The sequence below is a fragment of the Ruegeria sp. K11 genome (genome assembly GCF_056531905.1).
In genome coordinates this window covers 132,135-156,485 of record NZ_JBQFMP010000005.1, presented here as the reverse complement: position 1 = coordinate 156,485, position 24,351 = coordinate 132,135, and the positions used below count along the sequence as shown (strand labels likewise).

General features: G+C 59.6%; 25 protein-coding genes. 16 read left to right on the top strand and 9 right to left on the bottom strand.

Annotation, left to right across the window (positions count from 1 at the left end):
* Positions 1–14 precede the first annotated feature (14 nt).
* The 10 genes from mdh (at position 15) to lpdA (ending at position 11,870) form a co-directional block, all read left to right on the top strand.
* Complete coding sequence (gene mdh / locus ACR0K4_RS09745) at positions 15–977, top strand: malate dehydrogenase (protein WP_480853806.1); 963 nt, start codon at positions 15–17, stop codon at positions 975–977.
* Between the two features lie 542 nt (positions 978–1,519).
* Positions 1,520–2,713 carry an ADP-forming succinate--CoA ligase subunit beta gene (sucC, locus tag ACR0K4_RS09740; RefSeq protein ID WP_170624023.1) on the top strand — a complete coding sequence of 398 codons (1,194 nt, stop codon included), beginning with the start codon at positions 1,520–1,522 and terminating at the stop codon, positions 2,711–2,713.
* A complete protein-coding gene (locus ACR0K4_RS09735; protein WP_480853805.1) occupies positions 2,710–3,231 on the top strand; it encodes a hypothetical protein in 522 nt (173 codons plus the stop codon). The genes sucC and ACR0K4_RS09735 overlap by 4 nt, the downstream gene beginning before the upstream one ends.
* Positions 3,232–3,248: 17 nt before the next feature.
* Positions 3,249–4,130, top strand: coding sequence for a succinate--CoA ligase subunit alpha (gene sucD / locus ACR0K4_RS09730; protein ID WP_480853804.1), 882 nt, complete (start codon positions 3,249–3,251; stop codon positions 4,128–4,130).
* Between the two features lie 491 nt (positions 4,131–4,621).
* On the top strand, positions 4,622–5,164 hold the full coding sequence (locus ACR0K4_RS09725; RefSeq protein WP_480853803.1) for a DUF805 domain-containing protein: 543 nt from the start codon (positions 4,622–4,624) through the stop codon (positions 5,162–5,164).
* Positions 5,161–8,118, top strand: coding sequence for a 2-oxoglutarate dehydrogenase E1 component (locus tag ACR0K4_RS09720; protein WP_480853802.1), 2,958 nt, complete (start codon positions 5,161–5,163; stop codon positions 8,116–8,118). The genes ACR0K4_RS09725 and ACR0K4_RS09720 overlap by 4 nt, the downstream gene beginning before the upstream one ends.
* Before the next feature lie 3 nt (positions 8,119–8,121).
* The gene (gene odhB, locus ACR0K4_RS09715; protein ID WP_480853801.1) at positions 8,122–9,636 is read left to right on the top strand and encodes a 2-oxoglutarate dehydrogenase complex dihydrolipoyllysine-residue succinyltransferase; all 1,515 of its coding nucleotides are present in this window, start codon (positions 8,122–8,124) and stop codon (positions 9,634–9,636) included.
* A 2-nt stretch (positions 9,637–9,638) separates the two neighbouring features.
* Positions 9,639–9,908, top strand: coding sequence for a hypothetical protein (locus ACR0K4_RS09710; RefSeq protein ID WP_480518274.1), 270 nt, complete (start codon positions 9,639–9,641; stop codon positions 9,906–9,908).
* Positions 9,909–10,039: 131 nt separating this feature from the next.
* Positions 10,040–10,432: an MAPEG family protein gene (locus tag ACR0K4_RS09705; protein WP_480853800.1), complete on the top strand. Its 393-nt coding sequence runs from the start codon at positions 10,040–10,042 to the stop codon at positions 10,430–10,432.
* A gap of 49 nt (positions 10,433–10,481) precedes the next feature.
* Positions 10,482–11,870 (top strand): dihydrolipoyl dehydrogenase, encoded by a 1,389-nt coding sequence (gene lpdA / locus ACR0K4_RS09700; RefSeq protein WP_480853798.1) that lies wholly within the window; start codon positions 10,482–10,484, stop codon positions 11,868–11,870.
* Positions 11,871–12,021: 151 nt separating this feature from the next.
* Here lpdA and ACR0K4_RS09695 read toward each other — a convergent pair whose 3' ends face one another.
* The 4 genes from ACR0K4_RS09695 to ACR0K4_RS09680 are packed head-to-tail and all read right to left on the bottom strand — an operon-like array spanning position 12,022 to position 14,927.
* Positions 12,022–12,630, bottom strand: a complete 609-nt coding sequence (locus tag ACR0K4_RS09695; RefSeq protein WP_480518270.1) for a pyridoxamine 5'-phosphate oxidase family protein — start codon at positions 12,628–12,630, stop codon at positions 12,022–12,024.
* The gene (locus ACR0K4_RS09690) at positions 12,617–13,357 is read right to left on the bottom strand and encodes a lysophospholipid acyltransferase family protein (protein WP_480853797.1); all 741 of its coding nucleotides are present in this window, start codon (positions 13,355–13,357) and stop codon (positions 12,617–12,619) included. The genes ACR0K4_RS09695 and ACR0K4_RS09690 overlap by 14 nt, the downstream gene beginning before the upstream one ends.
* Entirely contained in the window at positions 13,354–14,253 is a 900-nt protein-coding gene (locus ACR0K4_RS09685) for a cell division protein FtsX (RefSeq protein ID WP_480853796.1), read from the bottom strand. Before ACR0K4_RS09685 ends, ACR0K4_RS09690 begins: the two co-directional genes overlap by 4 nt.
* Complete coding sequence (locus ACR0K4_RS09680) at positions 14,250–14,927, bottom strand: cell division ATP-binding protein FtsE (protein ID WP_480518266.1); 678 nt, start codon at positions 14,925–14,927, stop codon at positions 14,250–14,252. The genes ACR0K4_RS09685 and ACR0K4_RS09680 overlap by 4 nt, the downstream gene beginning before the upstream one ends.
* A gap of 183 nt (positions 14,928–15,110) precedes the next feature.
* On the opposite strand from ACR0K4_RS09680, the gene ACR0K4_RS09675 reads away from it, so the two are divergent.
* A complete protein-coding gene (locus ACR0K4_RS09675) occupies positions 15,111–15,800 on the top strand; it encodes a zinc-ribbon domain-containing protein (RefSeq protein WP_480853795.1) in 690 nt (229 codons plus the stop codon).
* Positions 15,801–15,817: 17 nt separating this feature from the next.
* Here ACR0K4_RS09675 and ACR0K4_RS09670 read toward each other — a convergent pair whose 3' ends face one another.
* The 5 genes from ACR0K4_RS09670 to argH are packed head-to-tail and all read right to left on the bottom strand — an operon-like array spanning position 15,818 to position 21,498.
* The gene (locus tag ACR0K4_RS09670; protein WP_480853794.1) at positions 15,818–18,361 is read right to left on the bottom strand and encodes a TIGR02302 family protein; all 2,544 of its coding nucleotides are present in this window, start codon (positions 18,359–18,361) and stop codon (positions 15,818–15,820) included.
* Positions 18,362–18,398: 37 nt separating this feature from the next.
* Complete coding sequence (gene lysA, locus ACR0K4_RS09665) at positions 18,399–19,664, bottom strand: diaminopimelate decarboxylase (protein WP_480853793.1); 1,266 nt, start codon at positions 19,662–19,664, stop codon at positions 18,399–18,401.
* Positions 19,665–19,722: 58 nt separating this feature from the next.
* Positions 19,723–19,872 carry a hypothetical protein gene (locus ACR0K4_RS09660; RefSeq protein WP_480853792.1) on the bottom strand — a complete coding sequence of 50 codons (150 nt, stop codon included), beginning with the start codon at positions 19,870–19,872 and terminating at the stop codon, positions 19,723–19,725.
* A gap of 55 nt (positions 19,873–19,927) precedes the next feature.
* A complete protein-coding gene (locus tag ACR0K4_RS09655) occupies positions 19,928–20,110 on the bottom strand; it encodes an argininosuccinate lyase (protein WP_480853791.1) in 183 nt (60 codons plus the stop codon).
* Positions 20,110–21,498, bottom strand: coding sequence for an argininosuccinate lyase (gene argH / locus ACR0K4_RS09650; RefSeq protein WP_480853790.1), 1,389 nt, complete (start codon positions 21,496–21,498; stop codon positions 20,110–20,112). Before argH ends, ACR0K4_RS09655 begins: the two co-directional genes overlap by 1 nt.
* 21 nt (positions 21,499–21,519) lie before the next feature.
* Here argH and ACR0K4_RS09645 point away from each other — a divergent pair, with 21 nt between their 5' ends.
* The 5 genes from ACR0K4_RS09645 to ACR0K4_RS09625 all read left to right on the top strand — a co-directional run bounded on the left by ACR0K4_RS09645 (position 21,520) and on the right by ACR0K4_RS09625 (position 24,264).
* Positions 21,520–22,086 carry a TlpA disulfide reductase family protein gene (locus ACR0K4_RS09645; protein ID WP_480518254.1) on the top strand — a complete coding sequence of 189 codons (567 nt, stop codon included), beginning with the start codon at positions 21,520–21,522 and terminating at the stop codon, positions 22,084–22,086.
* A gap of 63 nt (positions 22,087–22,149) precedes the next feature.
* Positions 22,150–22,512 carry a hypothetical protein gene (locus tag ACR0K4_RS09640; RefSeq protein WP_480853789.1) on the top strand — a complete coding sequence of 121 codons (363 nt, stop codon included), beginning with the start codon at positions 22,150–22,152 and terminating at the stop codon, positions 22,510–22,512.
* A gap of 118 nt (positions 22,513–22,630) precedes the next feature.
* Positions 22,631–23,017, top strand: a complete 387-nt coding sequence (locus tag ACR0K4_RS09635) for a hypothetical protein (protein WP_480853787.1) — start codon at positions 22,631–22,633, stop codon at positions 23,015–23,017.
* Positions 23,014–23,985, top strand: a complete 972-nt coding sequence (locus ACR0K4_RS09630) for a sterol desaturase family protein (RefSeq protein WP_480853786.1) — start codon at positions 23,014–23,016, stop codon at positions 23,983–23,985. The genes ACR0K4_RS09635 and ACR0K4_RS09630 overlap by 4 nt, the downstream gene beginning before the upstream one ends.
* 87 nt (positions 23,986–24,072) lie before the next feature.
* The gene (locus ACR0K4_RS09625) at positions 24,073–24,264 is read left to right on the top strand and encodes a hypothetical protein (RefSeq protein ID WP_480518246.1); all 192 of its coding nucleotides are present in this window, start codon (positions 24,073–24,075) and stop codon (positions 24,262–24,264) included.
* The last annotated feature ends 87 nt before the right edge of the window (positions 24,265–24,351 follow it).

The following is a 24,351-nucleotide window of genomic DNA, read 5'->3' as shown; positions in this document are numbered from 1 at the left end:
CGGAGATATTCCAAATGGCCAGACCCAAGATCGCGCTGATCGGCGCAGGTCAGATCGGCGGCACGCTCGCCCACCTCGCAGCAATGAAAGAACTGGGCGACGTTGTCCTGTTTGACATCGCCGAAGGCACCCCCGAAGGCAAGGCCTTGGACATCGCGGAATCCGGCCCCTCGGAAGGGTTTGACGCCAAGCTGAAAGGCACCCAGTCCTACGCGGATATCGCCGGTGCCGATGTCTGCATCGTCACCGCCGGTGTGCCCCGCAAGCCGGGCATGAGCCGCGACGACTTGCTGGGCATCAACCTGAAGGTCATGAAGTCGGTCGGCGAAGGCATCGCCGCCAATGCTCCGGATGCATTCGTCATCTGCATCACCAACCCGCTGGACGCGATGGTCTGGGCCCTGCGCGAATTCTCGGGCCTGCCGCATAACAAGGTCTGCGGCATGGCGGGCGTTCTGGACTCGGGCCGGTTCGCACATTTCCTGTCGGAAGAGTTCAACGTCTCGATGCGCGACGTCACCGCCTTTGTTCTGGGCGGCCACGGCGACACGATGGTGCCGTCGGTGCGGTATTCGACCGTCGCCGGTATCCCGCTGCCCGATCTGGTTGAGATGGGCTGGACCACGCAGGACAAGCTGGACGCCATCGTGCAGCGCACCCGCGACGGCGGTGCCGAGATCGTCGGCCTGCTGAAAACCGGCTCGGCCTTCTATGCGCCTGCCACTTCGGCGATCGAAATGGCCGAAGCCTATCTGAAAGACCAGAAGCGCGTTCTGCCCTGTGCGGCTTATTGCGATGGTGAGCTGGGTGTTGAAGGCATGTATGTCGGCGTGCCCACCGTGATCGGTGCGGGCGGCATCGAGCGCATCGTCAACATCAAGCTCAACGAAGAAGAGCAAGCTGGTTTCGACAACTCGGTCAACGCTGTGAAAGGCCTGATCGAAGCCTGCAAGGGCATCGACAGCTCGCTGGCATAAGGTCTGGAATTCCAGACCAAAGGGTTGAATGCGCGTCTTCGGGCGCGCATTTCCGTTCAATGTTTGAGTTCTTTAGATCTACGATATTTCTGCTTGCAATACCTGTTCTTTGTGTGGGTTTGATTGGCACAACCCAATCCATGAACACGCTCAAATGGGCTCGTTCAGTCCTGAAAAGCTATCTCATACTTTGCGTTCCCGTCGGAATAATGGGAACTATCTTCATGATGTTCGCGATCGTGACGGCCTTGCAGGTCAGCTTAGGTTGGGTCGAGCTACTGTCTATGGCCTTGGAGACAACTGGTCCTATCTTTCTGGCCAGCGCAATAACGCTAGTAATTTGGATAGTGCAGAATCGAAACTGGCCTTGACCTGCTCAATGGACTCACTCTGCATGTTTTTTTGTGATCACACCCAAAAATACTGTGATCACAAATATTGAAAATCTTCACCAAATTCCCGTGATACGTCAAAAAACTCTTTAAACTTGACCCTTAGACACCCCTATAACGGTTAATCGTAGTCAGACGGGACATATTTCGATGAACATTCACGAATACCAGGCCAAGGCGCTTCTTCGCAGCTATGGCGCTCCGGTCTCCGACGGTCGCGCAGTTCTGCGCGCCGAGGAAGCCAAAACCGCAGCCGGTGAACTGGACGGGCCCCTTTGGGTCGTCAAGGCGCAGATCCACGCGGGGGGGCGCGGTAAGGGCTCGTTCAAAGAGGCCGATGCCGGTGAAAAAGGCGGTGTCCGTCTGACCAAATCGGTGGAAGAAGCCGCCGAAGAAGCAAAGAAGATGCTGGGCCGCACGCTGGTCACGCATCAGACCGGCCCGGCCGGCAAACAGGTCAACCGCATCTATATCGAAGCCGGGTCCGGCATCGAACGTGAACTGTACCTGGCCCTGCTGGTGGATCGCCAGACCAGCCGGATTTCCTTTGTCTGCTCGACCGAAGGCGGCATGGACATCGAAGAGGTGGCGGCAGCGACGCCCGAGAAAATCCTATCCTTCTCGGTCGACCCTGCCACCGGCTATCAGGCCTATCACGGCCGCCGCATCGCCTTTTCGCTGGGTCTGGAAGGCGCGCAGGTCAAGCAATGCGTCAAGCTGATGAACCAGCTCTATAACGCCTTCGTCGAGAAGGACATGGAGATGCTGGAGATCAACCCGCTGATCATCTCGGACAAGGGCGACCTGAAAGTGCTGGACGCCAAGGTCGGCTTTGACGGCAACGCGGTCTACCGCCACCCCGATATCGCCGAACTGCGCGACACGACCGAGGAAGACCCCAAGGAACTGGAAGCCTCGAAATACGACCTGAACTACATCGCGCTGGATGGTGAGATCGGGTGCATGGTCAACGGTGCCGGTCTGGCGATGGCCACGATGGACATCATCAAGCTTTACGGAGCTGAGCCCGCCAACTTCCTCGATGTGGGCGGTGGTGCGACCAAAGAGAAAGTGACCGAGGCGTTCAAGATCATCACCTCGGACCCGCAGGTCAAAGGCATTCTGGTCAACATCTTCGGCGGCATCATGCGCTGTGATGTCATCGCCGAGGGCGTCGTTGCCGCGGTGAAAGAGGTCGGCCTGCAGGTTCCGCTGGTCGTGCGTCTGGAAGGCACGAATGTCGAGAAAGGCAAAGAGATCATCAACACCTCTGGCCTGGACGTGATCGCGGCGGACAACCTGAAAGACGGTGCCGAGAAGATCGTGAAGGCGGTTAAGGGTTGAAGCAAGTGACCGAAGGTTTTCGCCATTCCCTTGCAACTGCTTGCCTAGTTTTGATGTCAGGTTTCTTCGGTTCTTCAGCCTCAGCTCAAGATCTCGAACCAGGCACCAAGGGCCTGGGCTTGGAGGACACTGCGAACTTGTTTGTCGGTGTCTGCGCTAAAACTTATCCGAACTTTCGTAAGGCTAAGAAAGTGCTGGTCCAAAACGGGTTTCAAGCTCATTCGAAAACGGGAACGTTTTATGATGGCAAACGAGATGTGTCGTTTAAGTTAACGCGTAGCTCGTCCGGCAAAGTTTGCTCCATGGTTTTCTCATCGAAAGAGAAACCGGAGGAACTCGGCTTGTTGCTTGCAGTAGGAAGCACGCAGGGAACTGACGGTAATGCGAAAATCGACGTTGATCCGAACACCTACGCGACTCGAACAAACTCGCGCGGAGGTTCGGTTATGAACTTCACACCCACGATCGTGAACAACGGCAAACAATACTTTCGTGCGTCCTTGAGCGCATCTAACTGACAAGGAGACTCCACAAAATGGCAGTCCTCATCGACGAAAATACCAAAGTGATCTGTCAGGGCTTTACCGGCTCGCAGGGCACATTCCACAGCGAACAAGCCATCGCCTATGGCACCAAGATGGTCGGCGGCGTGACCCCCGGCAAAGGCGGTCAGACGCATCTTGATCTGCCCGTGTTCAACTCGGTCCACGAGGCCAAGCATGTGACCGAGGCCAATGCCAGCGTGATCTATGTGCCGCCGCCCTTTGCGGCGGACTCGATCCTTGAGGCGATTGATGCCGAGATGGAGGTGATCGTCTGCATCACCGAAGGCATCCCGGTTCTGGACATGATGAAGGTGAAACGCGCGCTGGAAGGCTCAAGCTCGCGCCTGATCGGGCCGAACTGCCCCGGCGTTATCACGCCCGATGCCTGCAAGATCGGCATCATGCCCGGCCATATCCACAAGCGCGGCTCGGTCGGCGTTGTATCGCGGTCGGGCACGCTGACCTATGAGGCGGTCAAGCAGACCACTGATGTGGGTCTGGGCCAGTCCACCTGCGTGGGCATCGGCGGCGACCCGATCAAAGGCACCGAGCATATCGACGTGCTGGAATGGTTCCTGGCGGATGACGAGACCCACTCGATCATCATGATCGGTGAGATCGGTGGCTCGGCCGAGGAAGAAGCCGCGCAGTTTCTGGCGGATGAGGCCAAGAAGGGCCGCTCGAAACCCACCGCCGGTTTCATCGCAGGCCGCACGGCCCCTCCGGGCCGCCGCATGGGCCACGCGGGCGCGATTGTCGCCGGCGGCAAGGGCGGTGCCGAGGACAAGATCGAAGCCATGCGCAGTGCCGGTATCGTCGTGGCCGAAAGCCCGGCGACGCTGGGTGAGGCTGTGCTGGAAGCTATTGGGTAAGATGCTGCGAGCGCTGATCTCTCAATTGAGCGCAGTGTTCTGCTTGAAGGCGGGTGAAGAGCACCCGCTTTCAAAAACCCGACCATCTGGGACCAGTGCGTCACAATTCGGTGATCGGAAGAGAAGCCCGTGCCAACTAGCAGTCGTGGCCGTTTTACTCTCCCTGAATTCCACTGCAGTTATGGCTCAAGAGTGCAAAGAAGTCTTGTTTCTTTGGGACTCTGAAGGCCAACTCCACAGAACCAAGGATTGCAATTACATTCGTGTCGAACCGGCGGAAAACATGTCAAAGGTGTTTAAACGGAAGGGCAAGTACCAATTCCGTTTTGAAGCGACACATAGCCCAAAAGTAGAAGACATAGTTCAACGCGTCGGATCACTGTGTAAGCAGATTGGGCGGAATGAAAGTGTTATGAAACTGCTTCCTCGCTCTAGCACAAGTTACAGAGTTCTATTCTCTTGTGCCCCGCTTGAGAGTTAAAAACAAATCCATGACCTTCTCTGACGCCATCCGCACCTGTTTCTCGAAATTCTTCACCTTCTCGGGACGCGCCTCGCGGCCTGAATACTGGTTCTTTTTCCTCTTCATTGTGATCTGGAGCATGATCGCAGGCTTCATTGATCTGAAGTTTTTCACTCAGGTCGCGGTGTCCGAGACCGAGACCTCGAAATCCGTCTCCGCCACATCCTCGGGGCCGGTGCAGTCCATCGTGGCGCTGATCGTCTTCTTCCCGCATCTGGCTGTGGCGTTCCGGCGGATGCATGATACCGGGCGCAGCGGGCTTTATGCACTGCTGCCGATCCTGCTGATCCTCGGCGCGTTTGCGGTGCTGGTCTTTGGCATTGGTATCGCCTCAAGCTTTCAGCATGGCGGTACGATGGATATCCTGTTCACCCGCGCCACATTGCTCATCGTCATTCCGACACTTCTGATCCTGTTTGTGTCGCCCCTCCTGGTTCTGTGGTGGCTGACCCGCCCCAGCGAGCCCGGCAACAACCAATACGGTCCCAACCCAACAGAGGTAATCCCATGACCGAACACTCGCCCAACGACCAGTTTCATGCCTCTAGCTTCATGCAAGGGCACAATGCCGAATATCTGGAGCAGTTATACGCCCAGTACACCAAGAACCCAGGCGCGGTGGATGCGGCCTGGGCCGAGTTTTTCAAGGCCATGGGCGATGCCACGCCGGATGTGCAGCGCGAGGCCGAGGGGCCTTCGTGGGCGCGCACCGATTGGCCTCCGATGCCGAGCGATGATCTGACCGGCGCGCTAACGGGTGAGTGGGCCGAGATCGACGCCAAGGCGGCGGGCAAGAAGATTAAGGACAAGGCTGCAGACAAGGGCGTTGAGGTCAGCGAAGACCAGATCAAGCGCGCGGTTCTGGACAGCCTGCGGGCGCTGATGCTGATCCGCGCCTATCGGATCCGGGGTCATCTGGCCGCCGATCTGGACCCGCTGGGGATGCGCGCCGCCAGCACGCATCCTGAGCTGGACCCCAAGACTTATGGCTTCACCGATGCCGACATGGATCGCCCGATCTTTATCGACAACGTGCTGGGCTTGCAGATGGCCTCCATGCGCCAGATCGTCGAGATCGTGAAGCGGACCTATTGCGGCACGTTCGCGCTGCAATACATGCATATCTCGAACCCCGAAGAGGCCGCGTGGCTGAAGGAACGGATCGAGGGTTTTGGCAAGGAAATCCAGTTCACCAAGGAAGGCCGCAAGGCGATCCTGAACAAGATGGTCGAGGCCGAGGGCTTTGAGAAATTCCTGCACGTCAAATACATGGGCACCAAGCGGTTCGGTCTGGACGGTGGCGAAGCGCTGATCCCCGCTATGGAACAGATCATCAAGCGCGGCGGCGCCTTGGGCCTGAGCGACATCGTGATCGGGATGCCGCACCGTGGCCGTCTGAACATTCTGGCCAACGTGATGGGCAAGCCCTATCGCGCGATCTTCAACGAGTTTCAGGGGGGCAGCTTCAAACCTGAGGATGTGGATGGCTCAGGCGATGTAAAATATCACCTTGGTGCCTCCAGCGACCGCGAGTTTGACGGCAACAGCGTGCACCTGTCGCTGACCGCCAACCCCAGCCACCTTGAGGCGGTAAACCCCGTGGTGCTGGGTAAAGTGCGTGCCAAGCAGGACCAGCTGAAGGACACAGACCGGACCAAGGTCATGGCGATCCTGCTGCATGGTGATGCGGCCTTTGCCGGTCAGGGCGTGGTGGCCGAGGGCTTTGGCCTGTCCGGCCTGCGCGGACACAAGACCGGCGGGACGATGCATATCGTGGTGAACAACCAGATCGGTTTTACTACAGCGCCACATTTCAGCCGCTCCAGCCCGTATCCCACGGATATCGCCTTGATGGTCGAAGCGCCGATTTTCCACGTCAATGGCGACGACCCCGAGGCGGTAGTGCATGCCGCCAAGGTGGCGACCGAGTTCCGCCAGAAGTTCCACAAGGATGTGGTGCTGGATATCTTCTGCTATCGCCGGTTTGGGCACAACGAGGGCGACGAGCCCATGTTCACCAACCCGATCATGTACAAGAAGATCAAGACGCATAAGACCACTCTGAGCCTTTACACCGAGCGGCTGGTCAAAGATGGCCTGATCCCCGAGGGCGAGATCGAGGATATGAAAGCCGCCTTTCAGGCGCATCTGAACGACGAGTTCGAAACGGGTAAGGACTACAAACCCAACAAGGCCGACTGGCTGGATGGTCGCTGGTCACATCTGGACAAAAACAAAGAAGAATATGTACGCGGCGATACCGCGATCACGCCGGACACTCTGGCCGAGATCGGCACCGCGCTGACCCGGGCGCCGGATGACTTTGCGCTGCACAAGACGGTGGGTCGCCTGCTGGATCACAAGAAGCAGATGTTCGAGACCGGTAACGGCTTTGACTGGGCGACCGGTGAGGCGCTGGCATTCGGCTCGCTGCTGACCGAAGGATATCCGGTCCGGTTGGCCGGTCAGGACGCCACGCGCGGCACCTTCAGCCAGCGCCATTCGGGCTTTGTGCATCAGGAGACCGAGGAACGGTATTATCCGCTGAACAATATCCGCAAGGGGCAGTCGCAGTACGAGGTGATCGACTCGATGCTGTCCGAATATGCGGTTCTGGGGTTCGAATATGGCTATTCGCTGGCTGAACCAAATTCGCTGGTTCTGTGGGAAGCGCAATTCGGCGATTTCGCCAACGGCGCACAGATCATGTTCGACCAGTTCATCAGTTCCGGCGAAAGCAAATGGCTGCGTATGTCCGGTCTGGTCACGCTGCTGCCGCACGGGTTTGAGGGGCAAGGCCCCGAGCACTCGTCCGCGCGTCTTGAACGGTTCCTGCAGATGTGTGGTCAGGACAACTGGATCGTGGCCAACTGTACGACGCCTGCGAACTATTTCCACATCCTGCGCCGTCAGTTGCACCGGACCTTCCGCAAGCCGCTGATTCTGGTGACGCCGAAATCGCTGCTGCGCCACAAGCTTGCGGTCAGCACCGCCGACCAGTTCACCACCGGGTCCAGCTTTCACCGGGTTCTGTGGGACGACGCGCAGCATGGCAATTCGGACACCAAGCTGGTGGCGGATGACAAAATCAAGCGGGTCGTCATGTGTTCGGGCAAGGTCTATTTCGACCTGCTGGAAGAACGCGACGCGCGCGGCATCGACGACATCTATCTGCTGCGGATCGAGCAGTACTACCCCTTCCCCGCCCATTCGCTGATCAACGAGCTTGAGCGGTTCAAGGGGGCCGAGATGGTCTGGTGTCAGGAAGAACCCAAGAACCAGGGGGCCTGGAGCTTTATCGAGCCCAATATCGAATGGGTCCTGACCCGCATCGGCGCAAAGCACAAGCGTCCGGTTTATGCTGGTCGCGCCACCTCGGCCTCGCCCGCGACGGGTCTGGCCAGCCAACACAAATTCCAACAAGAAGCGCTGGTGAACGAAGCGCTGAGCCTCAAAGGAAAGTAAACGATGACGATTGAAGTTCGTGTTCCCACGCTTGGCGAATCTGTCACCGAAGCCACGGTTGCAACGTGGTTCAAGAAACCCGGTGACGCCGTGGCCGTGGACGAAATGCTGTGTGAGCTGGAGACCGACAAGGTCACGGTTGAAGTCCCCTCGCCCGCCGCGGGCGTGATGGGGGAGATCGTTGCCGCCGAAGGTGAGACGGTGGGCGTTGATGCCCTGCTGGCCACGATTGCGGCAGGTGAAGGCGCGGCCCCTGCCCCGGCGGCGACCCCGGCCCCGGCTGCGGCAGCCCCCGCAGCGTCCGGTGGCAGCGTGGATGTGATGGTGCCCACGCTGGGTGAATCCGTGACCGAGGCGACTGTCTCGACATGGTTCAAGCAGGTCGGCGATGCCGTGGCACAGGATGAGATGCTATGTGAGCTGGAGACCGACAAGGTCTCGGTCGAGGTTCCGGCCCCGGCTGCGGGTGTTCTGGCCGAAATCGTAGCGCCAGAAGGTGCGACCGTGGATGCAAGCGCCAAGCTGGCGGTGATCTCGGGCGCGGTGGCGGGTGCTGCTGCGGCTCCGGCGGCGGCTGCCCCGGCGACCGGCGGAAGCGATGTTGGCGGCAAAGATGTGGCCAATGCTCCATCGGCCGAGAAAGCCATGGCCGAGGCCGGCCTGTCCGCCGATCAGGTCACCGGAACGGGCCGCGATGGCCGCATCATGAAAGAGGACGTGGCGAAAGCCGTTGCTGCGGCTACGGCCCCAGCGCCTGCGGCGGCTGTGCCCGCCCCCGCTGCCCAAGCCCCGCGCGCGCCTGTCGCTGCCGATGATGCCGCCCGCGAGGAACGTGTGCGCATGACCCGTCTGCGCCAGACCATCGCCAAGCGCCTGAAGGACGCGCAAAACACCGCCGCGATCCTGACCACCTATAACGAGGTGGACATGACCGAGGTGATGGCCCTGCGTAACCAGTACAAGGACCAGTTCGAGAAGAAGCATGGCGTGCGTCTGGGCTTTATGTCCTTCTTCACCAAGGCCTGCTGCCACGCGCTGAAAGAAGTGCCCGAGGTGAATGCCGAGATCGACGGTACCGACATCGTCTACAAGAACTTTGTGCATATGGGCGTGGCCGCCGGTACGCCTCAGGGTCTGGTGGTTCCGGTCATTCGCGACGCGGATTCGATGTCCTTCGCCGCGATCGAGAAAGCCATCGCCGAAAAGGGCAAACGCGCCCGCGATGGCAAGCTGTCCATGGCCGAGATGCAGGGTGGCACCTTCACCATCTCGAATGGCGGTGTCTATGGCTCGCTGATGTCTTCGCCCATTCTGAACCCGCCGCAATCGGGCATTCTGGGCATGCACAAGATCCAGGACCGTCCGATGGTCATCAATGGCGAGATCAAGATCCGTCCGATGATGTATCTGGCGCTGTCCTATGATCACCGGATCGTTGATGGCAAAGGCGCGGTGACCTTCCTTGTGCGCGTGAAAGAGGCGCTGGAAGATCCGCGCCGCCTGTTGATGGATCTGTAACCATGGCAACGCATGTACTCTGGCAGGCCGATGTGGCCGATTTCAGCGCCTGGCTGAAAGTGTTCCGCGAAGACCGCAAGATGCGCGAGGCCTCGGGTATCCGTGACCTGCATGTCTGGAAGGACCCCGACCAGCGCGACCATGCGGTGGCGATGTTCGAGGTCGCAGACCTTGAACGGGCCCGCAGATTCTTCGACTCGGAAGAACTTGCCATGCATCACGAACGTGGCGGCGTGGCCCATATTCAGGTCAAACTGCTGGAGCCAGTCTGATCCACTCAAAAACCTGTGTGCAGGGTGACCCCTGCACACGCCCCAGCACTTACGCGTGAACCCCGCCTGCCCATAAGCCTTGCAGATGTTAGTCCCCAACCAGGACACTCATTGAAAAAGGAAATGTGATCATGTCTTCGGAACTTTCCATTCTGGCGCTTTATGGCTTGGTCGTTGTTGTGGTCATCCTGCTGAACATCCTGACCGCCATGTCTCAGGTCGGGCTGATGACGCTGGGCGGCGCGCGCGATGACATGCCGCCGCTGACCGGCGTTGCCGCGCGGGTCGAACGCACGCTGACCAATTCGGTTGTGGCGATGGCGCTGTTTGCGCCTGCAGTGCTGATCCTCTCAGCCAAGAATGCTTTTACGGGCGGGACCCTGTTTGCAGCCCAGCTTTTTCTTATCGCGCGGATCGCGTTTGTGCCGATCTACGCCTTCGCAGTCCCCGTTCCCTTCCTGCGCACGACCGTTTGGCTGATTGGGTTTCTTGCGACGGTTTATCTTTATCTGTTAGCTCTATAGCACGAATGCCGCCCAAAGATGCGGCCAAGACACACCAAGGAGTGCCCCAATGTCCAGCTATGACGTCATCGTAATCGGAGCCGGCCCCGGCGGCTATGTCTGCGCCATCCGCTGCGCGCAGTTGGGGCTAAAAACAGCCGTTGTCGAGGGGCGCGAGACGCTGGGCGGCACCTGCCTGAACGTCGGCTGCATCCCGTCCAAGGCGCTGTTGCATGCCAGCCACCAGTTGCATGAGGCCGAGCATAACTTTGCCAAGATGGGCCTTAAGGGTAAATCTCCGTCGGTCGATTGGAAGCAGATGCAGGCCTATAAGGACGAGGTGATCGAGGGCAACACCAAGGGCATTGAGTTCCTGTTCAAGAAGAACAAGATCGACTGGCTGAAAGGCTGGGGATCGATCCCCGCCGCCGGTCAGGTCAAGGTCGGCGACGAGGTGCACGAGGCCAAGAACATCATCATCGCCTCGGGCTCTGAACCGTCGGCGCTGCCCGGTGTGACCGTGGACGAAAAGGTGGTTGTAACCTCGACCGGGGCACTGTCGCTGGGCAAGATCCCGAAGAAGATGGTGGTGATCGGGGCCGGTGTGATCGGGCTGGAGCTGGGCTCGGCCTACAGCCGTCTTGGGGCCGAGGTGACGGTGATCGAATTCCTCAAGGAAATCACGCCGGGCATGGACCCCGAGGTGCAGAAGACCTTCCAGCGCATCCTCAAGAAGCAAGGCCTGAAATTCGTCATGGGCGCGGCGGTGCAAAAGACCGAAGCGACAAAGACCAAGGCCAAAGTGACTTACAAGCTGCTGAAAGATGACAGCGAGCATGTGATTGACGCCGACACCGTTCTGGTAGCCACGGGGCGCAAACCCTATTCGGATGGTCTGGGGCTGGAGGCTCTGGGCGTTGAGATGACGCCGCGCGGCCAGATCAGGGTGGGTGCGGATTGGCAGACCAACGTACCGGGCATCTACGCGATTGGAGACGTGACCGAAGGCCCGATGCTGGCCCATAAAGCCGAAGACGAGGGCATGGCCGCTGCGGAACAGGTTGCAGGCAAGCACGGCCACGTGAACTATGGCGTCATTCCGGGTGTCATCTACACCTGGCCCGAGGTCGCCAATGTGGGTGAAACCGAGGCGACGCTGAAAGAACAGGGCCGTGCCTACAAGGTCGGCAAGTTCATGTTCATGGGCAACGGCCGCGCCAAGGCGAATTTCGCCGCCGACGGGTTTGTCAAAATCCTTGCCGACAAGGACACCGACCGCATTCTGGGCGCACACATCATCGGCCCCGCAGCCGGAGATCTGATCCACGAGATCTGCGTGGCGATGGAATTCGGTGCCTCCGCCGAGGATCTGGCCCTGACCTGCCACGCGCATCCGACTTATTCGGAAGCCGTGCGCGAGGCGGCGCTGGCCTGTGGAGATGGTCCGATCCACTCCTGAAGGGTGCGCAACGTCAAACACTCCGATGCGAGGCTCTGCCTCGCGCTCCGGGATATTTAGAGCCAGATGAAGAATGAATCCCCAGTTCATCTGGCTTTAAATATCCCGGGGGAGTCGCGGCTTGCCGCGGCGGGGGCAGAGCCCCCTTTGCCTACCACATTGTCTTGGCCGCGCGCGCTCCCCATTCCTGGTCATAGCGAGCGCCGCCTTCATCTCCGGCGGTCATTTCGGCGAGAATCTCTCCTGCGGTTGGCAGTCTCTCAGTTTCATGACCGCCGTCAGCCCATATTTGCGCCCGCATCAGCGCGCGAGCACACTGGGTGTAAACCTCACCGATCTCGATGACAATCACCGTTGCGGGCCGTTTTCCGTGTTTCTTAAAACGGTCGCGTAGCACTTCATCTGCGGTCAGACGCGCCGAGCCGTTAACGCGAACCACAGTGTTCGAGTCGGGCACCATGAACATCAACGCCACGCGTCGGTCACGCACGATATTGCGCAGGCTGTCCAAACGGTTGTTGCCGCGCCAATCTGGTAGGGCCAGCGTGCCTGGATCCAGTTCCAGCACCACCGGACCATCATCGCCGCGTGGGCTGCCGTCGACGCCTTCGGGACCCACGGTGCTGAGGATGCAGAGACGCGAGGCCATGATCCATTTGCGGTAGAGTGGGGTCAGTTGTCGTGCCACCTTGCGCAGCGAGGGTGCGCCGGGCGTTCCATAAAGCCCCTCAAGTGTCGCTATGTCTTCAATGTACTGCATCCGGATCAAATCCCGCTTCTCTCATCAACGCATCTGAACCAGTCTCAATGACGTCCTCAAGCCGCTCCAGAAAGGCGTCTCGGCCAACGCCGGGTTCGATCGGGTCGAGGAAATCGACGATTGCTGTGCCGGGTTTGCGCAGGATACCGGTTCTGGGCCAGAATACGCCCGCGTTTGTGGCAACCGGCACGCAGGGGTACCCAAGGCCCTGGTACAAGACCGCAGTTCCCACCTTGTAAGGTTTCGGAACCCCGGGCGCGACGCGGGTCCCTTGGGGGTAAATCACCAGCTGACCGGGGTCGCTGAACTCTTTGGCGACATCCTTGACCATCTTGGCCACCGCCACCCCCTTCTTACCACGATCAACCGGAACGCAACCCAAGCGGCGGGCATACATGCCGATGACCGGGGTCCACAGCAGCTCTTTCTTCATGATGAATTTGCCGTGGGGGATGGCACTGAAGATCATGATGATATCAAGAAAAGACTGGTGCTTGGCAGCGATCACCACCTCGCCGGTCGGAGGGGTGCCACGGATTTCGCTTCGAATGCCGACCATCCAGCGCGCCAGCCAAATGGTCGTGCGGGCATAGGTCATACAAGCCCGCGCAGCGCCACGTTTGGCAAACAGCGCGTAGGGCGCAAAGACGATCCCAAGGATCAGCATCCACGCGTAGATCGTGAACATGAAGATCAGCGACCGTATCCATTGCAGCATGAACATCATGAAAGCTCCTTCAATTTGCGCCGTGCCGCTGACCATGTGGCCAGAAAAGCGACCGCCGCGCCTAGACCGGGGATCAAAACAGGCAGGAGCCATCCGGTGCCCTGAAACCCAAGCCCGGTGAGAAACCCGCCCGCATCCGAGGCCTCGGGCAACAGAAGCACACCGGACATCCCCAGCAACGTGCCCGCCGCAGCCCCCAACAGCGCGCGGAATGTAAACCGTCGCACAAAGGCCCCGGCAATGAAACGGTCGCGGGCACCGACCAATCGCAAGACTTCGATGATCTGAGCATTGGCCGCCAGCGAGGCGTTGGCCGCAAGGGTGATCATCGCCGCCGTGGCCCCGCCGATCAGCAGGATCGAGATCCAGCCGAGACGTCGCAGCGACATCGCTGCATCAACCAGAGGTTCGCGCCAGCGGGTATGGTCGTCCAGAACCGCACCGGGCACCTCGGCCCCCAGACGCAGGCGCAAACCGGCGGCGTCCAGACCGGGCGGGCCTTCGATGATCTCGATCAGTTGCGGCACGGGCAGGCTGTCCAGCAGCAGGTCGGGGCCAAACCATGGCGCCAGCAGTGCCGCCTGCTCCTCGTTGGTCAGCGCGCGCGCCGACGCAATGCCGGGCGTTTGTCGCAACACGGTCAGAGCAGCCTCGGTCTGGGCAGCGCGCTGGTCAGCAGGCGCGTTGATCCGCAATGTCGCGGCCCCGGCCAGTTCCGAGGCCCAGCGATCTGCCAGGCGGCCCGAGGCCAGTGACAGGGCCAGCGCAAACACTGCCAAAAAAGCCATCGCGCCCGACACGAACAACGTCAGTTGTGCGGTGAATCCGGTCGGCGGCACCACCCGGTCAGCGCGGGTGTCGCGGCGCAGCAGGTTGCGGATGTCGCCCTTGCTCATAGATCAGCCCCCGCAAGCTGCAACCGGCGCTGCGAAATCCGCAGCACCCGCGCCTGAACCTGACTTTTGGCCGCGCGGATCAGAGAAAGGTCGTGGGTGGCGATCAATACGGTCTTGCCCATCCGGTTCAGCTCGACCAGCAGTTTCAGCAAGCGCTGCGACATCTCCCAATCGACATTGCCTGTTGGTTCGTCAGCAAGAACCACATCGGGCGACAAGATAACGGCACGCGCCAGGGCAGCGCGCTGGCGTTCTCCGCCCGAGAGCTCGGGCGGCGTCGCGTCCAGCCGCGTTCCCAGACCGACCCAATTCAACAGCTCTTTCAGATCACCCGTTTCCCCACCATTCGACCGACCCGACACCGTCATCGGCAAGGCGACATTCTCGGCCAGAGTCATATGATCCAGAAACCGGCAATCCTGATGGACAACACCGATACGACGCCGCAGCAAGGCCATCTGATCCCGATCAAGACGGGCAATATCTTCGCCGAAAACGGTCAACCTTCCCGAGGTCGGCAACAGCGCGCCATAGCACAGTTTCAGCAATGTGGTCTTGCCTGCGCCTGAAGGACCGGTCAGGAAATGAAAGGACCCGGGTTGCAGCTGCAGCGACACATCGCTCAGCAATTCGCCGCCACCATAGGTGTAGCTGATATTCTCCAGCTCGATCACGCCTGTCCCCAATTCTTCTGCAGCTTGTCTTGCCCGAGCGTGGCCGCGGTTTCAATGCCTCAAGCGGGTCCAATTGGCGACACTTGCCCCATGAAACCGAAAACCCGCTTTGATGTTGGGTCTTAAAGGAATATCATTCCTGAAAAAACGACGATCAGGCCAATTTTCAGGCCAGGAGGCAGTATGCGTTTAACGTGTCCGAATTGCGGTGCCCAATACGAAGTCCCGAACGATGTGATTCCCGCAGGCGGGCGTGACGTGCAATGTTCGAATTGCGAACAAACGTGGTTTCAGGCCAAGGATGCCGAAGCCGTGTTTGAACCGCCTCAACCCGCAGCTGTCGAGCCCCCGCCCCCTGAGCCAGCTGCCGAAACGCCCACACCTGCGCCTGCAGACGAGACGGCGGATAAAGGCAATGTCGATCCGGCCGTTGCCAGCATCCTCAAGGAAGAAGCCGCACGCGAAGCAGATCTGAGGGCAAAGGAAGGCGGCAGTCTGGAAAGCCAGCCGGATCTGGCGCTAGACCCACCAGTTGAACCCAAAGTCGCACCCAAAGGACCCAAAACGAGCGAAACAGCCGCTGATACAGACCGGCAAGAAGAGCTGCCTGACGTAAATGCAATAAATTCGGGATTGCGCAGCAATGTTGTCGAAGCCGAAGCACCGGTTCAGGCTCCGCGCAAATCCGGCGGCTTTATGCGTGGTTTCGTCCTGATGGTGATTATCGGGGCGGTGTTGTTTCTGGTTTACAGCAACGCGACCCAGATCAGCGAGGCCGTGCCGCAAGCAGAACCTGCGCTGCAATCCTATATCTCACTGGTTGATCAGGCGCGGGTCTGGCTCGAAGCGCAGACCGGCGGCACGTCAAACTAGCGCCCCGGCTTGCCGGATCAGAACCGCTCCAGCAGCCGCTTGAGGTATTCCAGCTCGATCTGAGGGCGATCGGATTCGCCCGTACGGCGGCGGATTTCATCAAGCAACTCGCGGGCCCGGCGATACACGTCCTCGCCCTGCAGCAGGTCTTCATCGGTCGAAATCGACCCACCGGAACCGGGATTACGGCCAAGCGGGTCGCGACTATTGGCCTGCATATCGCCTTCCTGCGTACCCTGGCCGGGTTGGTTCTGCTGATTCTGTGCCATCGCTTCGCCCAATGACCGCATGCCTTCGCGCAGTGCTTCCATGGCTTCGGACTGCCGGTCAATCGCTTCGGCCAGATCATCGCCACGCAAGGCCCCTTCGGCTTCTTCCATTGCACGCCCGGCCCGGTCCAGCGCCTCGCGCGCCGCGTCACCCTCGGGTGATCCCGCGCCGGGCAGGTTCTGTTGCTGGCGGCCCAGCTCGTCCCGCAGCGCCTGTTGGCGATCCGCCAGAGAGCCTTGGCCCTGCTGACCCTCACCCGCTTGATCCGAACCTTGACCGCGACCGCCCTGACCTTCGTGGCTTTCACCACGGCCCTGCCCGCCATTGCGACCTTCGTTGCCTTGATTTTCACCGGTTTGGGCGCCGGGATTGAATTGTTCCTGCAGATCGCGGAAAGCCTGATCGCTGAGGCCTTGCTGTTCGCGCAACGTCTCGGCCAGACCTTCCATGGCCTGCTGGCCTTCGGACTGGCCACCCTGCCCCTGCCCTTGCGTGACGCGCATGTTCTCCATCATCTGTTGGAACTCTTCCAGCGCCTGCTGCGCCTCGGCCATACGACCCTGTTCCATCAGTTCCTGAATGCGGTCCATCATGCGTTGCAGATCATCCTGCGTCATCTGCAAGGTTTCGCCATTCTGACCCTGCTGATTTTCACCGCCTTCACCATTTTCCTGCGCCAGACGCTGAAGCTGTCGCATATAATCTTGCGTGGCCTCGCGCAGTTCCTGCATCAGTTCGGCAATTTCCTCATCACTCGCACCGTTCTGCATCGCCTCGGTCAAACGTTCCTGAGCGCGGCGCATCCGCTCCAACGCATCAGCCAGCGTGCCATCCTCGATCAGAACCGCCAGTTCCCATAGCGATTGCGCGATCTCTTCCTGTTGCTTGGCTTTAAGCCCGTATTCCGTGAAGGTCTCCAACCGCCGCAGAGTCACCCGCAAACGCAGATATGCTGTGTCCGAGCGGAAAAACCCTTCGGGCAGGTGTGATACCGCGCGCAACAATTGCGCCACGCGCTTTGCATTGTCGCGAGACCAGAGCAAATCACGACGTTGTTCGATGATCGCGGCCGCGAGCGGGTCAAAGAACCTGCGCGCCGGCAGGGCTGTCAGATAGGGCTCCGAAAACCCTTCCTGATCTGCGGCATCTGTCGCACTGAGGGTGATTTTGACCGGCAAATGCGCCCAGGGGTGCTGCGAGAAATCTTCGATGAAATCTTCGGTGAAATCCGCCCGATCCCCGGTGATCGGCATCGGCAATTCCACCGAGATGATCTCTCGCGGTTCGGGATCGACCGTCAGACCATAGCGACGTTCAACAGACGCCAGATCCAGCTCGATCACAGCAGAGCCGGATACCACGCCATAGTCATCGCTGGCCGCATAGGGCAGTTTCATCTGCCCACCCGCCTCAGCCTCGGCAACGTCGGCCACGCCAATCACCGGCGCAGTGTCCGCAATGGTGTTTAAGGCCCATTCCCGACCCGAGGGACCCTCGATCTTCAAAGTGCCAGAGCGCGTGACCACAAAATCCTGTTCGATCTCAGTAGAGGCCTCTGTGCCCAGCGGCGTGGTAGTTTCGGTCAGGCTGTGGGCGCCCACCTCGCCGTAGAACCGCAAAGTGATGCGGCTGCCTTGCGGGATGGACAAGGCCGGATCAGACTGATCTGCCAGGTAAAGCGTTGGCAATCCGGTGTATCTGGGCGGTTCGACCCATCCTTCCCAACTGGGTCCCTGCCCCGCCACAGCCGCGCCCGGAGCCATGTCCGCCACAGAGCCAATGCGCCAGAACGAGCCGAACAGCGCCGCAACCACCAGTGCCAAAAGCGCCGCGTAGCGCAAGGCATAGGGATCGCGGGACGCGAGCCTGAGATCAGGTTTGACCGCCGGGGCTTGCGCCACACGCTGCGCCATCCGGCTTTGATGCGCCTGCCACAAGGCAACCGAATCCGAATCCATCGCCCCGATGGCCTGTTCGTCCATCACCGCCTGAATCGGACGTCCGGGCAGGGTCTCATCCAGCCGCACCAGCGCTTCGGTCCGGGTCGGCAGATGGAATCGCCTGATCCCCAAAACCAGTGTCGCAATCAGCGATACCCCGGCAATAGCCGCCGCAATCCAGACAGTTTCGACCCGGACAAGATCCTGCAATCCCAGCATCAAGGCGGCCAAAACCGCCATAACAACCGAAAAGAACGGCCAAAACGCGCGCATAACCTGCTCGGCCAGCATGCCTGCATGGGTCAGCCACAGGGACCGTTTTGGTATCGGCAGCGTCTGGTTGTCGCGCAAGGCGGGCCTCCTGATCCGGCCCGATGCGCCTATCGCGTCAGAGCCACCCCGGTATGGTATCGCGGTTTATGATTTCGTCAAAGCTTGGCCGTTCACGAATTACGGCAAATTGATCCCCGTTCACCAGAACCTCGGGGATCAGGGGCCGGGTATTGTATTCGCTGGACATCACCGCGCCATAGGCACCGGCGCTGCGAAACGCGATCAGATCGCCCGATTTCAACGGCGGCATGTTGCGCTGTTTGGCAAATGTGTCCCCGGATTCGCAGACCGGGCCAACAATGTCATAGGGCTGCTGTTCAACCCCCGCAGCAGGCTCTTGCACCGCGACAATATCATGGTGCGCCTCATACATCGCTGGACGGATCAGATCATTCATCGCGCCATCAAGGATCAGGAAATCGCGTCCTTCGCCGGATTTGACATAGATGACCTTGCTGATCATCAGCCCGGCATTTCCGGCGATCAAACGGCCGGGCTCGATTTCGATCTCACACCCCAGATGACCCAATGTTTTCTTGATCATCGCACCGTATTCGACCGGCAAGGGCGGCGCATCATTCGACCGCGTATAGGGAATGCCAAGACCGCCGCCCAGATCGAGACGGCGAATGTTGTGGCCCTCGGCGCGCAGGCGCTCTGTCAGGTCAGCAACCTTGTTGTAGGCCAGTTCGAACGGTTCAAGCTCGGTCAGCTGCGAGCCGATATGGACGTCGATCCCGATCACTTCCAACCCCGGCAGGCTGGCGGCCAGCGCATAGACCTCGGAAGCGCGCGAGATCGGGATGCCGAACTTGTTCTCGGACTTGCCGGTGGCGATCTTGGCATGGGTCTTGGCGTCCACATCCGGGTTCACCCGCACGGTGATCGGCGCAATCACGCCCAGTTCCAGTGCAACCGCGTTGATCACCTGCATCTCGGGCTCGGATTCGACGTTGAACTGGCGGATCCCGCCGGTCAGGGCGGTGCGAATCTCGTCCGCCGTCTTGCCGACGCCCGAAAACACGATCTTGTCGCCGGGTACTCCTGCAGCTTTGGCACGCAGGTATTCCCCGCCCGAGACCACATCCATCCCCGCGCCCGCCTGCGCCAGCGTCTTCAGGATCGCCTGATTGCTGGCCGCTTTCATCGCATAACAGACCAGGTGATCGGTGCCCTCAAGCGCATCGTCGAACAGCTTGAAATGCCGCAGGAGGGTCGCCGTCGAATAGACATAAAACGGGGTCCCGACCGCAGCAGCGATTTCGGAAATGGGGACATCCTCGGCGAAAAGCGCGCCGTCGCGGTAGAGAAAGTGATCCATGACAGCGCGCTTAGACCAAAAACGCCCCTTGGATCAATGGATTCGCAACGACCAGCAGTTATCTGGTTGTCGATACCCCCACACGCGCTGAACCCGACAGCGTGATGGCCGTCCCACCGGTTGACGTCGAAGGCTCGGAAGGCGGCTCATAGGACGGGTCGCAGGCGGCAAGGCAGGCGATGAACAGGATCGAGGCGAAGGTTCGCATGCGGGGGGTCGATTTCCACAAGGTGGCCAAAGGCAAACGGTGACAGGGAGCGGGGTCAGATGCCCAGATACACGCCCAGACCACCCCGACGCAGCCCCACACCGCCACCAACATAGGTGCCGCTGTTGCCGACGCCGACGCTGGCGCTCATCGTGGGCTGAATGGGTTCGCCATCCGCGCCACATCCGGCCAAAACCGCCCCGGATAAGATCAATAACGCCACGCGCAGTAACTGCATCACACCAGCGCCTTCCATCGCTTGACTTGGGCCCGCACCTGATCCGGTGCTGTGCCGCCGTAGGACTGGCGCGAGTTTACCGAGTTTTCGACCGTTAGGACAGAATAGACATCATTCGTGATGTCGGCATGGACGGATTGCATATCCTCCAGCGTCAGATCGGGCAGGTCACAGCCCTTGGATTCGGCCATCGCCACCAGCGATCCGGTGACATGGTGCGCATCACGGAATGGCAGGCCCAGCACCCGCACCAGCCAGTCAGCCAGATCGGTCGCGGTTGAGAAACCCGACCCGGCAGCAGCCGCAAGGCTTTCGCGGTTGGCGGTCATGTCCTTGACCATGCCCTCCATCGCCGCCAGCGCCAACATCCAGTTGTCGGCGGCGTCAAAGACCTGTTCCTTGTCTTCCTGCATGTCCTTGGAATAGGCCAGCGGCAGGCCCTTCATCACCATCATCAGCGCGGTATTCGCCCCGTAAATGCGGCCCACCTTGGCCCGGATCAGTTCCGCCGCGTCGGGGTTTTTCTTTTGCGGCATGATCGACGAGCCGGTCGAGAAACGGTCGGACAGCGTCACAAAGCGGAACTGGGCCGAGGACCAGATCACCAGTTCCTCGGCAAAGCGCGACAGGTGGACGGCGCAGATCGAGGCGGTCGACAGGAACTCCAGCGCGAAGTCGCGGTCGCTGACGGCGTCCAGCGAGTTGGCGGCGGGGCGGTCAAAGCCCAGTGCCTCAGCGGTCATAGAGCGGTCGATGGGGAAGGACGTGCCTGCCAGCGCAGCAGCGCCCAGCGGGGATTCGTTCATCCGAGCGCGCGCATCGCGGACGCGGCTCAGGTCGCGGCCAAACATCTCGACATAGGCCATCATGTGGTGGCCCCAAGTCACCGGCTGCGCGGTTTGCAGATGGGTGAAGCCGGGCATGACCCAATCCGCCCCGGCCTCGGCCTGTGCCAAAAGTGCGCGGATCAGGGCCAGCAGGCCGGTTTCTGCCGCATCGAACTGATCGCGGACCCACAGTTTGAAGTCAGTCGCCACCTGATCGTTGCGCGACCGGCCTGTGTGCAGACGGCCTGCGGGCTCTCCGATCACCTCTTTCAGGCGCGCCTCGACATTCATGTGAATGTCTTCCAGCGCAGTCGAGAACTGAAAATCTCCGCTCTGGATTTCTGACAAGACTGTGAGCAGCCCTTCCCGAATGGCCTCAGCATCACTATCAGTAATAACGCCTGTGGCCGCTAACATGGCGGCATGGGCCCGAGAGCCTGCGATGTCCTGGGCTGCCATCCGCTGATCGAACCCGATCGAGGCGTTGATTGCCTCCATGATCGCGTCTGGACCAGCGGCAAAGCGGCCGCCCCACATCTGGTTCGAGGATTGATCGGTCATGTTGCAAAACCCGGAGTTACTATGCGCCTATTTCGTCTGATCCCCCTTTATATGGCCCTTGCGCTGGGTGCAAACGCGGCTTTGGCCGCGGATGTTGAAACTCTGAAGCCCCTGCGCGAGGGCACCCTGAAACGTCTGATCCTGCACAAGGAACCCAAGGCCGCCAAGACGATCGAGTTCCAGCTCGAAGACGAAGGCGGTGTTGGCACGCTTGAAGATTATCGTGGCAAATACGTTCTGGTAAACTTCTGGGCCACGTGGTGTGCGCCTTGCCGCAAGGAAATGCCGCAGATTGCCGAGCTGCAGGAAGAGTTCGGTGGCGACAAGTTTCAGGTTCTGACCCTGGCCACGGGTCGCAACTCCCCGGCCGGGATCAAGAAATTCTTTGAAGAAAACGGGATCGAGAACCTGCCGCGTCATCAGGATGCCAGTTCGGCCGCAGCGCGGGAATTTGGCGTCATTGCGCTGCCGATTACGGTAATTCTGGACACAGAAGGTCAGGAAATCGCCCGCCTGATCGGCGATGCCGAGTGGAACTCGGACAGCGCGAAATCGATTGTAAGCGCTTTGGTGGGCGGCGAAAGTTAACAAGTCATCAAGAATCCAGAGAATCATGTTACCCTCCGGCCGTTGTTTAACTGGAGGGTAACTATGAAAACGTTTTTCACCGTAATTGCAGCGACTTGTTTGGTTTTGTGTTCTGCTGAAATTGCTCAGGCAAAGGATATAAAGAAAGAGAAACAGTTCATCGAAGCTGTTGGGGACAAAAAGTTGGTCTCGGGGGACACTTGGGTGATTGTTTCGTCCGACGGTAAAATTTCCGGCGTGGGTCGGGACGACGCTAAAATTGTAGGTGCGTGGGCTTGGAATAAAAGGTTCTGGTGCCGAAACGTCGTCGTCAACGGCAACCAACTCCCACAAGATTGCCAAAAGGTGTCAGTCGACGGCAATCAAGTCACGTTCGCCCGCAACAAAGGCAAAGGCGACGCTATCGTCTATACGATTTCCGAATAAACTTCCTGAAATCATAAGATTACACTCGAAAGTGCGCGGCAGAATTGTTGTGGAACTTACGCCACGCCACCTTTGACAGCCCTCTCCACTCTTTGCACTGTGCGGTGGGGAGGGCAACATGCCGCTGGAAATACTCTTGATGCTGGTGATCGGTGGTATTGCCGGGATCACATTGTTGCTGCATCTGACGGGCAAGTCCCGGCTGCATGTTCTGACGCGTGACACGGTGCCGATGCAGTGGCTGCGCCATTTCCCCGATGACACCGTGATCGACGTGACCGTTGCCCATGACGGCCACGCGGCCATTGTACAGACCGAAAATGGAGCCGGTCTGCTCTGGTCCTTTGGCGCCGACACCGTGGCCCGACATCTGCTGGATTTTGACTGGCTTGAAACCGCCAAAGGCTTTGAGGTCCAATTCCACGATTTCAGCACCCCGCGGGCCCTCATTCACCTCGACGAAACCGAGCGCCGGCATTGGCAACACCTGATGGACCCGCAATGACTGACCAGATTACCTTTCCCGACGCGGTGCAATGGGCCGTGCCCTTTTTCATCGCCGCCATTCTGGCAGAGTTCCTGTGGATTGCCGTCAAGGGCAGGGGCGGGCGATATGAAACGCGCGATGCGGTGACCTCGTTAATCATGGGCGCGGGCAATATCGCATCCGGGTTTATGCTGGGGTTTATTGCTTATGCGTTCTTTATGTGGCTGTGGCAGATCACGCCGCTGAATCTGGGGACCTCGATCCCGATCATTATCCTGTGCTTCGTGCTGGACGACCTGCGCTATTACTGGGTGCATCGGTTCGGGCACCGTATCCGCTGGGTCTGGGCCAGCCATGTGAACCACCACAGCTCGCAACACTACAACCTGACCACCGCGCTGCGGCAGACATGGACCTATACGTTCACCTTCATGATGGTGGTGCGCGCTCCGCTGATCCTGCTGGGGTTCCACCCAGCAATGGTGCTGTTTGTCGGCGGACTGAACCTGATCTATCAGTTCTGGATTCACACCGAGGCCATCCACAAAATGCCCCGCTGGTTCGAGGCGGTGATGAACACCCCCAGCCACCACCGCGCCCATCACGGACGCAATGCCCGCTATCTGGATTGCAACTATGCGGGCGTGTTCATCATCTGGGACAAGATGTTCGGCACCTTTGTACCTGAACAAGAGGATGACCGCGTCGATTACGGGCTGGTACATAATATAGGCACCTTCAACCCGCTGCGTGTGGCGTTCCACGAATGGGTCGGCATCTGGCGCGACGCAACACAGCCTGGGCTGACGCTGGGACAGCGGCTGGCCTATTGCTTCGCACCGCCGGGTTATAGCCACGATGGCAGCCGGGACAATTCAGAGCAGATCAAGGCAAAACACCTGGCCCGCCACCCCGAGGATCGAGGAACGCCCGGTTTCGAGCATTTCGACATCAAACCGCTCAAATCGCAGGCAAAGCAGGCGTGAGACGGACCTTCCCTATGGCCAATGGTTGAAACTTGGTCGGCGCTGCCCATATCCGATGGCATTGAAAGCCCATCGCCGGAGGCAAAATTGTCACGAGTTATTTCTTTTTCCACTGTTTTGGGCCTTTTGGGCCTGTGCCTGTCGACCCTCGCCGCGCTGAGCGGTGCAGCCCCAGGTATGCTGGTTTTTGGTTTTGCCACGATGGTCTTTGGATTCCTGGGGGCTGTGATCGGTGCGGTCGCACGATTGGGACATGTGTTGGAAACGGCCCGGTCATAATCTACCTGAATCCCCGTCGATCTTAACTTCAGATTCATACCTTCCCGCCGATACTCAGCCGGATACGGCGACGAACAAGGGTTTGGC